The sequence below is a fragment of the Streptomyces sp. NPDC048671 genome, from assembly GCF_055587045.1.
Genome location: NZ_JBVJHB010000003.1, coordinates 422,384 through 435,916 on the forward strand (window position 1 = coordinate 422,384; position 13,533 = coordinate 435,916).

At 69.9% G+C, this 13,533-nt stretch carries 13 protein-coding genes and 2 pseudogenes; 8 read left to right on the forward strand and 7 right to left on the reverse strand.

The window, feature by feature from the left end:
- The first annotated feature begins 332 nt into the window (after positions 1 to 332).
- Positions 333 to 944 carry a hypothetical protein gene (locus ACZ6S6_RS08790; protein WP_362962822.1) on the forward strand — a complete coding sequence of 204 codons (612 nt, stop codon included), beginning with the start codon at positions 333 to 335 and terminating at the stop codon, positions 942 to 944.
- Positions 945 to 1,044: 100 nt separating this feature from the next.
- Here the strand turns inward: ACZ6S6_RS08790 and ACZ6S6_RS08795 are convergent.
- The 4 genes and pseudogenes from ACZ6S6_RS08795 to ACZ6S6_RS08810 all read right to left on the reverse strand — a co-directional run.
- A pseudogene (locus ACZ6S6_RS08795) lies at positions 1,045 to 1,185 on the reverse strand (ATP-binding protein); the annotation flags it as partial.
- 212 nt (positions 1,186 to 1,397) lie between these two features.
- The gene (locus ACZ6S6_RS08800) at positions 1,398 to 1,805 is read right to left on the reverse strand and encodes a winged helix-turn-helix transcriptional regulator (RefSeq protein WP_362962820.1); all 408 of its coding nucleotides are present in this window, start codon (positions 1,803 to 1,805) and stop codon (positions 1,398 to 1,400) included.
- Positions 1,806 to 2,018: 213 nt separating this feature from the next.
- Positions 2,019 to 2,453 (reverse strand): VOC family protein, encoded by a 435-nt coding sequence (locus tag ACZ6S6_RS08805; RefSeq protein WP_362962818.1) that lies wholly within the window; start codon positions 2,451 to 2,453, stop codon positions 2,019 to 2,021.
- A 9-nt stretch (positions 2,454 to 2,462) separates the two neighbouring features.
- Positions 2,463 to 3,206, reverse strand: a complete 744-nt coding sequence (locus ACZ6S6_RS08810) for a TetR/AcrR family transcriptional regulator (RefSeq protein ID WP_362962816.1) — start codon at positions 3,204 to 3,206, stop codon at positions 2,463 to 2,465.
- 245 nt (positions 3,207 to 3,451) lie between these two features.
- Between ACZ6S6_RS08810 and ACZ6S6_RS08815 the strand changes: the two genes are divergently transcribed.
- The 6 genes from ACZ6S6_RS08815 (at position 3,452) to ACZ6S6_RS08840 (ending at position 9,840) form a co-directional block, all read left to right on the forward strand.
- Complete coding sequence (locus tag ACZ6S6_RS08815; RefSeq protein ID WP_469704451.1) at positions 3,452 to 5,722, forward strand: MMPL family transporter; 2,271 nt, start codon at positions 3,452 to 3,454, stop codon at positions 5,720 to 5,722.
- A gap of 250 nt (positions 5,723 to 5,972) precedes the next feature.
- Positions 5,973 to 6,776 (forward strand): class I SAM-dependent methyltransferase, encoded by an 804-nt coding sequence (locus ACZ6S6_RS08820; protein ID WP_362962812.1) that lies wholly within the window; start codon positions 5,973 to 5,975, stop codon positions 6,774 to 6,776.
- A gap of 142 nt (positions 6,777 to 6,918) precedes the next feature.
- The gene (locus ACZ6S6_RS08825) at positions 6,919 to 7,329 is read left to right on the forward strand and encodes a VOC family protein (protein WP_469704454.1); all 411 of its coding nucleotides are present in this window, start codon (positions 6,919 to 6,921) and stop codon (positions 7,327 to 7,329) included.
- Positions 7,330 to 7,366: 37 nt separating this feature from the next.
- Positions 7,367 to 7,849, forward strand: a complete 483-nt coding sequence (locus ACZ6S6_RS08830) for a helix-turn-helix transcriptional regulator (protein WP_469704455.1) — start codon at positions 7,367 to 7,369, stop codon at positions 7,847 to 7,849.
- 372 nt (positions 7,850 to 8,221) lie between these two features.
- Complete coding sequence (locus ACZ6S6_RS08835; RefSeq protein ID WP_362962808.1) at positions 8,222 to 8,845, forward strand: RNA polymerase sigma factor; 624 nt, start codon at positions 8,222 to 8,224, stop codon at positions 8,843 to 8,845.
- Positions 8,842 to 9,840 (forward strand): hypothetical protein, encoded by a 999-nt coding sequence (locus ACZ6S6_RS08840; RefSeq protein WP_469704456.1) that lies wholly within the window; start codon positions 8,842 to 8,844, stop codon positions 9,838 to 9,840. Before ACZ6S6_RS08835 ends, ACZ6S6_RS08840 begins: the two co-directional genes overlap by 4 nt.
- 156 nt (positions 9,841 to 9,996) lie before the next feature.
- Here ACZ6S6_RS08840 and ACZ6S6_RS08845 read toward each other — a convergent pair whose 3' ends face one another.
- From ACZ6S6_RS08845 to ACZ6S6_RS08855, 3 genes and pseudogenes are all read right to left on the reverse strand, one after another.
- Positions 9,997 to 10,647 (reverse strand): MOSC domain-containing protein, encoded by a 651-nt coding sequence (locus ACZ6S6_RS08845; protein ID WP_362962804.1) that lies wholly within the window; start codon positions 10,645 to 10,647, stop codon positions 9,997 to 9,999.
- Positions 10,648 to 10,708: 61 nt separating this feature from the next.
- The gene (locus tag ACZ6S6_RS08850) at positions 10,709 to 11,035 is read right to left on the reverse strand and encodes a hypothetical protein (protein WP_469704518.1); all 327 of its coding nucleotides are present in this window, start codon (positions 11,033 to 11,035) and stop codon (positions 10,709 to 10,711) included.
- Between the two features lie 73 nt (positions 11,036 to 11,108).
- A pseudogene (locus ACZ6S6_RS08855) lies at positions 11,109 to 11,498 on the reverse strand (hypothetical protein); the annotation flags it as partial.
- A gap of 297 nt (positions 11,499 to 11,795) precedes the next feature.
- Here ACZ6S6_RS08855 and ACZ6S6_RS08860 point away from each other — a divergent pair.
- Positions 11,796 to 13,325, forward strand: a complete 1,530-nt coding sequence (locus ACZ6S6_RS08860) for a helix-turn-helix domain-containing protein (RefSeq protein ID WP_362962800.1) — start codon at positions 11,796 to 11,798, stop codon at positions 13,323 to 13,325.
- The last annotated feature ends 208 nt before the right edge of the window (positions 13,326 to 13,533 follow it).

Consider the following 13,533-nt stretch of genomic DNA (forward strand, 5'->3'; position numbering starts at 1 on the left):
AGGTAGCCCTCACCGTGCGGCGGCCCGCTGTGCGCCTTCGGCATATATCTCGATGTCGAGATAACTCTAGTACATCGCCGGGGAAGGGTCATGTCGGGGCGCGCTTGACCGTCCCGTCTCAGTCGATCTGGTTCCAGTCTCAAATGATCTGGTCCGGTCCGCTCGGCGTCTCCGATGATCTGGTCCGCCAGACACCTGCCGGGCGGGAGGCAGCCCTCGCCGATTGAGCGCGGAGGCTGCTGGGGGCTCGTGCGTGGAGTTGTCACCGGTGACTGCGATGATCGCCCTGGCCAGCGTGGGCACGCTGGAATCGCGACTCTGGGGTGGCTCGAATGGATACGTGGCAGGAGCTTTCGGCGCTGGTGGAAGAGCGGCTGAAGGCGGTGTCGTCCGGCGAGCGTGGCGTGTTCGCCGCCAGCATCGCGGAACGCCTGATGAGCCGGCACGAGGCACTGCCGGAGGACGAGCAGGCGCCGTTCACCGTGAGCCTGCGACCGCTGCTGAATTCCGTGTGGGAGGGGGTCCTGGGCGACTCGACGGCGTTCTCGGTGGTCAAGCGCGGTGTCGGCGAGTACATGCTCAGCGAGTACTGCCACAACGACGGCCAGGACGGGCCGGACGACGCGGACGAGTCTGCCGCAGCGGCGACCTTGTATGCCGCACATGCCTACCTGTTCACCTGTCAGGAATTCGCCGTCTGGAACAGCGACCGGGCAGTTGAGGCGATCGACCAACACCTTCAGTACCTGGCTGATCAGGAAGAAGACGAACTCCCCGTCGACACGGACGAGGCGCTCACCTCCGAGTTGCAGCGGCAACTACGGGATCTGGACCTCATCGCACGCTACTCAAAGGATCTTCGCCACGCCGGCTTGGGACTGCCCGTCGACACGTCCATCCGACTCCGGGTGGAGCTACGCGCTCCTCTCTCCAGCCGTGAGTGAGCCCGCAGGGAGTCACCGCCTCGCCCTCGGGTGGGTCACACCACTGCTGGCCTGCGTCGACCAGACTGTTTGAGACGGGCTGTCTTTTCGCGTCTGTGCCGCGTTCGATGGCTGCGAGCCGGTTCTTGAGCCGGTAGCTGGGGCCGTTGATAGAGATGGCATCGCAGTGGTGAAGGAGTCGGCCGAGGATGGCGGTGGCGAGGACTTCGTCGCCGAACGCCTGTCCCCATTCGCTGAAGGTCGACCAAGCCGCTCGTAGCGCGGGCCACATCAGCCCACGTGAGCCACCCGCCTGACACCCCGGCACCGAGGTCCGCGCTGTCTCACGGAAGACAGTCCAGCCAGGTCAGCCCCGCCCCCGGCGACTGACTTCACTGAGACAGGACAGCGCTTGACCGCCCCCATCCGACCGAGGCGTTCACTCAGCGAACCCGGCCGCGGATTCCGGTTGTGTCAGCGGTCGGCCGTCTCTTCCTGGCCGCACTGGTTCGCACGGTCCACCTCGGCCATGTGTTCCTCGGCCCACGCACGGAGCATGGCCAGCGGTTGTTCCAGCGTCAGGCCGAGCGGGGTGAGCCGGTAGTGCACGCGCGGCGGCACGGTCGCCTCCACCCGACGGCCGACGAGGCCGTCACGGGTCAGCCCTCGAAGGGTGACCGAGAGCATCTTCTGCGAGACGCCGGTCATCCGGCGCTGCAGTTCCGCGAAGCGGACCTCCCCCGGGGACGCCTCCGCCAGCACTTTGATGGCCATGGACGTCCACTTCGTACCGATCCGGTCGAGCAGACGGCGGGTCGGACACTGCGGGTTGAACAGATCTCCACGATCCCCATGAGGGGGAGGCGGCGTCGAGGAGGTCACCTGGGGCTCACCACCTGTGGCAGAAGTGCGGTCTTGGCCCTCCCACAGTAGTTACGCTGCACCGCCCCGAGGAACTGCTCGCCCTTCTGGAACCGTTCCTCGCCTCGGCGGGGTCCACCGCCGGTCCTCGCGCGGGCCACGTGTGAACCACCCGGCGCCGCAGTCGGTGGCGTCCCCGTCCGGACCGGGGTGTCCTGCCCCAGACGCGGCCCGTCAGTCGAGACAGAACTCGTTGCCCTCGATGTCCTGCATCGCGAGGCACGACTCGTCGTAGCCGTCGGCACGCAGGAGTTGCACGCGCACCGCGCCGAACGCGAGCAGTCGTGCGCACTCGGCCTCCAGCGCGGCGACGCGCTCCTCGCCCACGAGCCCGGTGGCGACCCGGACATCGAGATGCACCCGGTTCTTGACGGCCTTGCCTTCGGGAACGCGCTGGAAGAACAGCCGCGGGCCCACACCTGAGGGGTCATGGCAGACGAACGCCGCACCCTGACGCTCGGGCGGCAGCGAGCGGTCGAAATCGTCCCACGTGGCGAACCCCTGCGGCGGCGACGGTACGACGTACCCCAACACCTCGCACCAGAAGCGAGCGACGCGCTCGGGTTCCGCGCAGTCGAAGGTGACCTGGACCTGCTTGATCGACGTCATCGGGCCAGCTTACTGACGCGTACTGATCACGGGGATCTGTCGGCGGACATCGTCCAGCAGGTTCCGCATCGCGATGCGGAAGATCTCGGCCTGGTGGTCGCCGAGGAAGGCCGCGTGCCCGAACACCTCCAGGATGACAAGGCCGTTCAGGTGCCCCCACGCGCTCATCAGGAGAGCGGTCGCGGGGGGCGGCAGATGTCCCAGACCGTAGTGCGGCAGCTGTTCCAGATGCGCCCGGAGCCCGGGTGAGAGCGCGGGGGTCTCGGCGGCGGCGAGCTGCGCCTCGCTGAACCCGTCGAACATCTCGCGCTCGAAGATCGCGCTCATCCGGCGCATCGCCCGGGTGGTCGGGCCGTCGACGGGTGCCGCGTAGTCCCGCAGCGGCGTTCCGTAGAGAAGCTGGAAGCGCTCGGGGTGGGCGACGGCCCATCGGCGGTAGCCCTCGGCCGCGATCACCAGGCGTGGCAGGGCCGGGTCGTCCGGCTCGGTGTCGACGGCAGCCTGCACGGCATCGGCCAAGTCGCCGTACGCCTTGGTGATGAGCTCGGTGACGAGAGCCTCCCGGCTCGGGAAGTAGTGGTAGAGCGCCTGCACGGTCATCCCCAGGTCCCGGGCGACCGCGCGCAGGGACAGGGCCGCGGGGCCGTTCTCGGTGATGTGGCGCTCGGCCGCGTCCAGGATCTCCCGGGTGGCGGCGGCCCGGCGGCGCTGGCGCAGGGTGGGCGGGGCCGTTGCGTGTTCGTCGGCAGGCATGCGGGGGACGGTACGGCGGTCGCCGTATGCCGGGCAAGAAGAACTTGCCTGCCGTGAAGAAAATCTCACACTGCCAAATCTTCTGTCCCGTCACTAACGTCACTCGCGGCGACAACGAGTGCGACACCGCACCTGATTCGGACGGGGCGAAGAGCTCCGCGGAGCAGTGCGCCGGCAGCACCCCCTTGCTCGACTCCGGCCGCTTCGAGCCGACTTCACCGTATGGACACCTAAGGAGATCGTGCGTGTTTGAACGCATAGCCGAACTGGCGATTCGCCGGCCCCGGCTGATACTCATCGTCGCCGTCGTGGCTGTCGCCCTCATGGGCGTCCTGGGCTCCGGCGCGTTCGGCAAGTTGCTCGGGGGCGGCTACGACGACCCGGCCTCCCAGTCCACCCGGGCCGGGAAGGTCATCGACGAGAAGTTCGGCGGAGAGACGAACCTGGTCCTGCTGGTCCGCGCCTCCGAGGGCCGCGTCGACGCCCCGGCCGCGGAGCGGAGCGGCCGGGCGCTGCTGGCCGGCCTCAAGAAGGAGAAGAGCCTGGAGAACGTGGTCTCGTTCTGGGACACGGGCAGCGATTCCCTCCGTTCCGAGGACGGCCGCGAGGCCATGGTGCTCGCCCACGTGAAGGGGGACGACACCGAGCGGGACGAGAACGCCAAGAGCGTCATCGACGCCTACACCGGGCCGTACAAGGACACGCTCACGGTCCGGGCGGGCGGCGCCGCCGCCGTGACCAGTGAGATGGGGAAGCAGTCGGGCGAGGATCTCCTCCTGGCCGAGGGCATCGCCATACCGCTGACGCTCGTGCTGCTCCTGATCGTCTTCGGCAGCGCGGTCGCCGCCCTGCTGCCGCTGGTGATCGGAATCATCGCCATCGCGGGCACGTTCGCGGAACTCTTCCTCCTCGGCAGCGTCACCGATGTCTCCGTCTTCGCCGTCAACCTGACCACGGCGCTGGGGCTCGGCCTCGGCATCGACTACGCCCTGCTGATGATCAGCCGGTTCAGGGAACAGCTCGCGACAGGCGCGGGCGTGGACGACGCCGTCCGGCGGACGGTGAGCACCGCGGGCCGAACGGTCGCGTTCTCCGCCGCGACCGTGGCGGCCGCGCTCGCCGCCCTCCTGGTGTTCCCGCAGTACTTCCTGCGCTCGTTCGGCTACGCCGGGGTCGGGGTCGTCGCCATCGCGGCCCTCAGTACCCTGTTCGTCATGCCCGCCCTGTTCGCCGTCCTGGGTCACCGGGTCAACAGCGGGCGGATGCCGTGGGCGAAGCCGGGGCGCTCCAGCACCCGGGCACCGATGTGGGGACGGCTGGCCGGAACCGTCATGCGGCGGCCCGCGCTCACCGCGCTGCCCGTGCTCGCGGTCCTGCTGGTCGCGGCGGGCCCGCTCCTCGGCATCACCTTCGGCACCCCGGACGAACGCGTGCTGTCCCCGGACGCCGAGAGCCGTCAGGTCTCGGAGGTCCTGCAGAAGAAGTTCAACGGCAATGACGACGCGGCCCTCCACGTCGTCATCGACACATCGGTGAGCAAGGCCCCTCTGACGTCGTACGCGGTCGAACTGTCCGGTCTCGACGGCGTCGCCCGCGTCGAGACCAGTGCGGGAACCTACACCGCCGGACGGTCCGCGGCCGCCGGCCCCGGCGACACCGCCCTCGGCCGCCCCGACGCACAGCGGATCAACGTGGTGAGCGCCCTGCCGCCGAAGTCGGACGAGTCCCAGAGCCTGGTCGGCGAGGTGCGGGCGGTCGCCCCGCCCGCCGGATCACACGCCCTGGTGGGCGGAACCGACGCCGTACTGGTCGACGCCAAGGGTGCGATCGGCAATCGCCTCCCGCTCGCGGTGGCCCTGGTCGTCCTCACCACGTTCCTGCTGCTCTTCCTGTTCACCGGCAGCATCGTGCAGCCGCTGCGTGCGCTGGTGCTCAACGTGATCAGCCTGGGAGCGACCCTCGGCGTCATGACCTGGATCTTCCAGGACGGCCACCTCTCCTCCCTGCTCGGCTTCACAGCGCAGCCGATGGAGGTGTCCATGACCGTGCTGATGTTCTGCATCGCCTTCGGCCTCTCCATGGACTACGAGGTCTTCGTCACCAGCCGCATCAAGGAACTCCACGACCTGGGCGAGGACAACGAGTCCGCCGTGACCAACGGCCTCGGGCACACGGGACGCATCGTCAGCGCGGCGGCGTGCCTCCTGGCGGTGAGCTTCTTCGCCTTCGGGACGGCCGAGCTGAGCTTCATGCAGCTGTTCGGCCTGGGCAGCGGCCTCGCCATCCTCATCGACGCCGTCGCGGTACGCGGCATCCTGGTGCCCGCCGCGATGCGGCTGCTCGGCCGGTCGGCCTGGTACGCGCCCGGCTTCCTGCGCACGTTCCACGGGCGGTTCGGCCTCAGCGAGGGCGGCCCCGCGCCCGAACCGGCAACGGCCGCAGCCGCAGCCGCAATCGCCGGCTCGCCGGAGTACGTGACCGAGCCGCCGTACGCGAAGGACTCGACGCAGGTCTGACCACACCCGGTCCGGATGCCCCGCGAAGGTGCCCGCCTCCCCCACCGGAGGCGGGCACGTTCACGCGGCATCCGGACCGGGTCGGGGCGGATGGTGCCGGGCATGGTGAACTTCGAGTCCGGCGGACGGAACGGGTCCGACAGACGGAACGGGTCCGGCGGGCAGATCGGGTCCGACGGGCAGATCGGGTCCAGCAGCGGATCGGGTCCAGCGGCGGAGACGCGGGCGGAGAGAGACGGTGGGGCAGGGCATGACCGAGCACGGCAAGGACCACGGGTATCTGCTGGACAACCAGCAGTCGGAGGCGGGCGTCCGGTTCGGCGCGCTGGCCGAGCTGTTCGACCCGGTGACATTCCGGCACATCGACCGGATCGGCATCACCGAGGGCATGCGGTGCTGGGAGGTCGGAGCCGGCGGCCCCTCCGTTCCCGCGGGTCTCGCCGAACGGGTCGGCGCCACCGGGCAGGTCGTCTGCACCGACATCGACGTGTCCTGGGCCCAGGACGCCGCCTCCGACGTCGTCGAAGTCCTGCGCCACGACGTCGCGGCCGATCCGCCGCCGCCGGGTGGTTTCGACCTGGTGCACGCCCGGCTGGTCCTGGTGCACGTCGTCGACCGCGCCGAGGCACTGCGCCGCATGGTCCAGGCGCTGCGCCCCGGTGGTGTGCTGCTCCTGGAGGACGCCGATCCGGGGCTGCAGCCTCTGCTGTGCCCGGACGAGTCGGGCCCCGAACAGCGGCTGGCCAACCGTCTGCGGTCCGGGTTCCGGAAACTCATGGCGGCGCGCGGCGCCGATCTCTCGTACGGCCGGACGCTGCCCCGGCGGCTGCGCGAGGCCGGCCTGCTCGCCGTGGAGGCGGACGCCTGTTTCCCGATCACCTCGCCGGCCTGCACCGTTCTTGAGGCTGCGACCGTACGGCAGATCCGTGGCCGACTCGTGGCCGCGGGGATCGCGACCGACGAGGACATCGACCGCCATCTGGCGAACGTCGCCACCGGAGACCTCGATCTGGCGACGGCCCCGATGATCTCCGCCTGGGGCCGGCGCCCGTAACCGGCCGGGAGCCTTCGGCCGGGGTGCGCGCGAGGTGTGCCCGGGAGGGCACGGGGGTGGCGCGGCGGGCCGCGCGGTGGACGGCCGGATCGGTCAGGATTGGAGAAGCGAGGGTCGCGCGACCTTGCGTAGCCTGACCGTCATGGACATCACCATTCACACGAGCGCCCTCCCGCACGACGACCCGGACGCGTCCCTGGCCTTCTACCGCGACACCCTCGGCTTCGAGGTCCGCAGTGATGTCGGACAGGGCAGGATGCGCTGGATCACGGTCGGCCCGGCGGGTCAGCCCGACACGTCCATCCTCCTGGCGCCCCCGGCCGCCGACCCCGGGGTCACCGAGGAGGAGCGCCGCACCATCACCGAGATGATGGCCAAGGGCACCTACGGGTGGATCCTGCTGGCTACCCGGGACCTCGACGGAACCTTCGAGAAGGTGCAGGCGGGCGACACCGAGGTCGTCCAGGAGCCGACCGAGCAGCCGTACGGAATCCGCGACTGCGCCTTCCGCGATCCCGCGGGCAACATGGTCCGCATCCAGGAACTCCGCTGAGCCGTCCCGGTTTCCGCACCCGCCGGCAGTCACCGTCATGAGAAGGAGTCCTCTCGTGTGCCATCCCTCGTGGGCGCGGGCCCGCGCCGCAGAGCAGCGACTGCGCGACCTGGCACTGCTGCGCCGGGTCCGCGACCGGATCGACCGGGAGTACGCGCAGCCGCTGAACGTGGAGGCGCTCGCCCGCGGCGTGAACATGTCCGCAGGGCACCTCAGCCGCCAGTTCCGGTCGGCGTACGGCGAGTCGCCGTACTCGTACCTGATGACGCGTCGCGTCGAGCGCGCGAAGGCGCTGCTGCTCCGTGACGGTCTCAGCGTCACCGAGATCTGCTTCGCGGTCGGCTGCGCGTCGCTGGGCACCTTCAGCACCCGCTTCACCGAGCTGGTCGGGATGCCGCCCAGCGCCTACCGGCGCCGTGCGACGGGCGCCGCGGCGGGGATGCCGCCCTGCGTGGTGAAACAGGTGACCCGACCGGTCAGGAATCGAGAGGCGCCCGCCCCGGAGCCACAACTAGCGTGATGGGCTTGGCATCCATCGAATCCATCGCCCTCGAAGTGGACGACCCCACGGTCTCCTAGCGCTTCTCCACCTCCACCTCCGCCTTCGGACTGCATACGCAGCTGCGCCTGCGGGCCTCGGAGGCACCCTGGCCAAGGACGTCGGGGTCTCCCCCGACGGCACCGGATCTCACCGGATCTCACCGGATCGTGATCGGCGGCAACGCCGGTTCCGTTCACCGGCCCGGACGGGTTCGCCCGGGGGGCCGCGTCGCCGGCGCTCACGCCCTGACGGCCCCTCGCGAGCCACTCCCGCGGCGAGCGCGAACGGAACCGTCGCCCGGTGACAAGTACAGGGTGAGACCGTCGCCCGGCGGTCGGAGACGGAGACTCCGTGAAACCGGTTGTCCGGCAACATAAGGGGCGCGGTGACCGCGCCCCTGAGCACGAAGGCGACAACGACAGCGACGCCCAGCTGACGCGGTCGGCGGCCGGCGACGCTGCGGCGTTCACCCCGCTGGTGGAGAAGTACTCGACCGTCCTGCATGGCTACTTCGCCCGGCGCATGCCCGGCGCGGCTGACGATCTGCTGGCCGAGGCATGGTTGCAGGCGTTCGCCGCACGGTGCACGTTCGACCCCGCACGCGGCTCGGCGAGGGGCTGGCTGTTCGGGGTGGCCCGCAACGTACTGTCCCAGCACCTGCGACGGGCGGGGCGGAAAGAGGCCGTACCGGGACCGGAGATCACCGACCCCTGGCAGGCGGTGGACCAGCGGCTCGACGCGGCCGCACTGGCACCGGCCCTGCGCCAGGGGCTGGCCGAACTTCCGGTCGAGGAGAGGGAGTTGCTGCTCCTGGTCAGCTGGGAGCAACTCACCCCTGCGGAGGCGGCCACCGCTGTGGGCATCCCCGCGGGCACGGCCCGCTCGCGGCTGCACCGGGCCCGCGGCCGGCTGCGCGACCGGCTCGCCCCCCACCCGGTGGGCCGGCAGCTGAGCGTGACGGGAGACCTGGCGTGAGTCCGTACGACGCCATGGGGCGGACCGGCATGAATCCGTACGACGAGGTGGAGCAGACCGGCATGAGGACACACGGCGTGAAGGAGAGCGGTATGGACGAGCGAGGGACGCTGCTGGACTTCCCGGGCGCCGATGAACTGGTGGCCGCGGGGCAGGTCGAGCAGCCGTCGGCACAGGCACTGTCCGACGCGCTGGCGCGGGTCGAGACGGCGGTGGCGGTGGCGGCGGAGGCGGCCGGGCACGGGACGGGCGCCGTTGCCGTGACGCCGGTCCGGCGGCTGTCCCCGCGCCGCCGGATCCTCGTCGGCATGTTCACCGCCGCCGCGGTCGCGGCCGGCGCGGTGACGTACGCGAACGCCGGTGACGGGTCCGCGGCGCCCACGGGCCCGCAGGGCGGGACACAGGCGGCCGGCGCGTCCGTCTTCCTGAACGACATGTCCACCGTTGCCGCAAGCCAGTCGGTCACCACGGGGAAGTACTGGAAGACGCACACGCCGATCGGGGACACCTACCTCTCGCAGTCCATGGACTTCTACGTCACGAACGGCGGCAAGGCCTACAAGAAGGGTCGCCGGCCGGACTGGGCGTTCGGGCCGAAGGACGTCGACTGGAAGGGTCTGGATCAGCTGACCACCGACCCGGCGAAACTGCTCCAGCTGCTGCAGGCACCGCCGAAGGCCAAGGCCATCGCCCCCTTCGACCAGGCGACCGCCCTGCTCGGCGACGCCCCTGCGAGCCCGAAGCTGCGGGCAGGGGTGTTCAAGGCGATGGCCGGACTGAAGGGCGTCAAGCTCGTCGGGTCCGTCAAGGACAGCACCGGACGCGGCGGGACGGCCCTTGAGTTCCAGGAGGCCAAGAGCCTCGGCCGGGTGACCGTCGACCCGAAGACGAGCGCGATCCTGGAGTACACCTTCACGTGGACGTCGGGACCGAGCAAGGGCAAGGTCACCCACCACACGATCCTGTCGATGGGCTTCACGGACAAGATCGGCTGAACCTGATGGCGGGACAGGACGAGCGCTGAGAAACGGGGCAGGGTGGCGGGTGGCGTACGCGCACAGCTCCCCCACCACCCTGCCCCGCCACCCACTCCCATCACCGGCTCCCGTCGCCCGCTCCCGTCCCCCACTCCCGCCGCCCGCTCCCGTCCCCTACGCAGAGGTCCGCCGACGGACCAGCTCCTTGCCCTCCTCCGGCAGCGCGTCGGCGGCCAGCAGCCGCGGCAGCAGGTCACCCTCCAGGGTCATGGCCCGGAAGACGAGGGCTACGGTCACGTCGTGATCCGGCCGGTGCACGACCTCGACCGGGTCGTCGGCGCGGATGTCGCCGGGCTCGATCACACGCAGGTACGCCCCGGGCAGCGCGGCCTGCGTGAACCGCTTGATCCAGCCGTCACGCCCCAGCCAGCCCTGGAACGTCCCGCACGGGATCCGCGCGCAGGACACCTCCAGGATCACATCCGGCCCGATCCGCCAACGCTCGCCGATCAGGGCGCCGTTGACGTCCAGCCCAAGGGTCGTGAGGTTCTCCCCGAAGACTCCGTTGGCCAGTGGCCGGCCCAGCTCGGCCGCCCAGCCGTCGAGGTCCTCGCGGGCGTAGGCGTAGACGGCCTGGTCGGAGCCGCCGTGGTGCTTCACGTCGTAGACCCGGTCACCGGCGAGGCCGACCGCACCGGTGCCCTTGGGGCCGGGGGCCGTGACGGCGACCGGCCCGTCGACAGGCCGCTTGTCGATACCGGTCGAGCTCAGCCCCTTCCAGGGGTTGGGACGGGGGCGACCTGTATTGACGGAGAGCAGCTTCATTCCGGGACCATACGACCGTCCCCGCGCCGGGGCGACACATTTATCCTGCCGTTCAACCCCGTCAGGGGCTGACGTAGTCGCCCCAGCCGAATGTGGCAACGTAGGCCCGCCGGAGGGCATCCCCGCCACGTCCGCCCCGGAGGCGAATGACCGCCCATGCGAGGGCAAACCCGGCGATGACGCACCCGGAGACGATCAAGGTCCAGCGAGGGCCCGCGGAACTGGCGATGACGACCAGGGCGATGACCGTCACGAACAGTCCGATGTGGGCACCGCCGACGTCTGCGCGCAGTGCTTTCCGTATGGCCTGACGGTCAGCACGGATGTCTCGGGTGTACCGGTCCGACGACGCTCCGGCGTCCTCGCCCGACTTGCTGTCATGCGTCATGAGATCCACCCGTCGAAGTCGTGCAGCCCACGCCACGAGCAGATGACGACGCTCCGTCACCGGTGTCGGCGCGGTGGGTCAGGTGGCCGTCCGTGAGCCGCCAGAAGTGCTGGTGAGGAGTCAGCTGCCAGGTTTCGTCGGCGGTGATCGCCTGCGTGATCCATTCGTGTAGTTGCGGGAGGGCGTGCGCTCGCAGAACAGCGCGGGTGGCAGCACGTTCAGTGGCTTCGACCGGGTGGACGTCAATGCTGAAGCCGACCATGTCCGGATGGATGCCGCGGCCGTAGTTGCGGGGGTTCGGAGCGACCCATGCCGCTCCCAGGACGATGGTCCCGCTGTCATGCCCAGAGAGGAACCGCAGGTCCGTGACGTGGGTCAGGTGAGGGCCGAGACACTCGTTGATGTCGGTGGTGGTCAGTGGCCAGGCAAGGTGCCGGGGCAGTCTTCGATTTCGGGCGGACATGACAGGCAGAATGGCAGAAGGTCACTATCGGCTTCACGGGCGTTCCGTTCGGCGGCGGCTCGACCTTGTGCCGCAGCTCCACGAACATCCCGCCGCCCGACGCCGACCACTCGGCACCGGCGACCGCACCCGATGGACACGCTCCACGTGCCGAACCCGCACCAGGGGCGGACCATGGAGTCGGGCGACAGCGCCCGTGCTCAGCCGCGCCCCCGCGCTGCGGCCCTGCACCCGCCCGTCACTCGAACACCACACCCCACCAACAGCCTCATCTCATATCTGAGATAGCCTTTCGGTATGTCAGACGACTACCTCGTACGTATCGGCAAGCTCATCCGTGACGCCCGTCAGCACCGGGGCTGGACACAGAGCCAGCTTGCCGAGGCGCTCGCCACCAGCCAGAGCGCCGTGAACCGCATCGAGCGCGGCAATCAAAACATCAGCCTTGAGATGATTGCCCGTATCGGTGAAGCACTCGACAGTGAGATCGTGTCGCTCGGCTACGCCGGCCCCATGCACCTGCGGGTGGTCGGCGGGCGCCGGCTGTCCGGCGCCATCGACGTCAAGACCAGCAAGAACGCCTGCGTGGCGCTGCTCTGCGCCTCGCTGCTCAACAAGGGCCGTACGGTGCTGCGCCGGGTGGCCCGCATCGAGGAGGTCTACCGCCTCCTGGAGGTGCTGAACTCCATCGGGGTGCGCACCCGGTGGATCAACGACGGCACCGATCTGGAGATCGTCCCGCCCGCCCGGCTCGACATGGACGCCATCGACGCGGACGCCGCCCGCCGGACCCGGTCGATCATCATGTTCCTGGGGCCGCTGCTGCACCGGATGGACCAGTTCAAGCTGCCGTACGCGGGCGGCTGCGACCTCGGCACCCGGACCATCGAGCCGCACATGATCGCGCTGCGCCGCTTCGGCCTGGAGATCGCCGCCACCGAGGGCATCTACCACGCCCAGGTCGACCACGCCGTCACACCCGGCCGCCCGATCGTGCTGACCGAGCGCGGTGACACCGTGACCGAGAACGCGCTGCTGGCCGCCGCCCGGCACGACGGCACCACCGTCATCCGTAACGCGTCCTCCAACTACATGGTCCAGGACCTCTGCTTCTTCCTGGAGGCGCTGGGCGTACGGGTGGACGGGGTCGGCACGACCACGCTGACCGTGCACGGTGTGCCGACCATCGACGTGGATGTCGACTACTCCCCGTCCGAGGACCCGGTCGAGGCGATGAGCCTGCTCGCCGCCGCCGTCGTGACCGAGTCCCAGCTGACGATCCGCCGGGTGCCGATCGAGTTCCTGGAGATCGAGCTCGCGGTGCTGGAGGAGATGGGCGTCGACTGCGACCGTACGTCGGAGTACGCGGCCGACAACGGACGGACCCGGCTGGTCGACCTGACGGTCAGGCCCTCCAAACTGGAGGCGCCGATCGACAAGATCCACCCGATGCCGTTCCCCGGCCTCAACATCGACAACGTGCCGTTCTTCGCGGCCATCGCCGCCTCCGCCCACGGCCAGACCCTCATCCACGACTGGGTCTACGACAACCGCGCCATCTACCTCACCGACCTCAACCGCCTCGGCGGCCGGCTCCAGCTCCTGGACCCGCACCGGGTGCTCGTCGAGGGTCCGACCCGGTGGCGCGCGGCCGAGATGATGTGCCCGCCCGCACTGCGGCCGGCCGTGGTGGTGCTGCTCGCGATGATGGCGGCCGAGGGCACCTCCGTACTGCGCAACGTCTATGTGATCAACCGCGGCTACGAGGAACTGGCGGAGCGGTTGAACTCGGTGGGTGCGCAGATCGAGATCTTCCGGGACATTTAATACGCGAGTGCCGCCGCACTCCTCCCTGACCTGCTGCCCAGTGGGTCAGGGAGGGGTGCGGCGGCATCTCTGGGACTTCTCTGGGACTTCTCCGGAACTTTGAGCCCGCGGGGCGGGCTACGGGCCCACGCTCCACAGGCTCTGCCGACCAGCCGTGGCTACGCGAAGATCGCGTCGATGGCGGCGCTGCCCCGTGAGCCGACGCGAG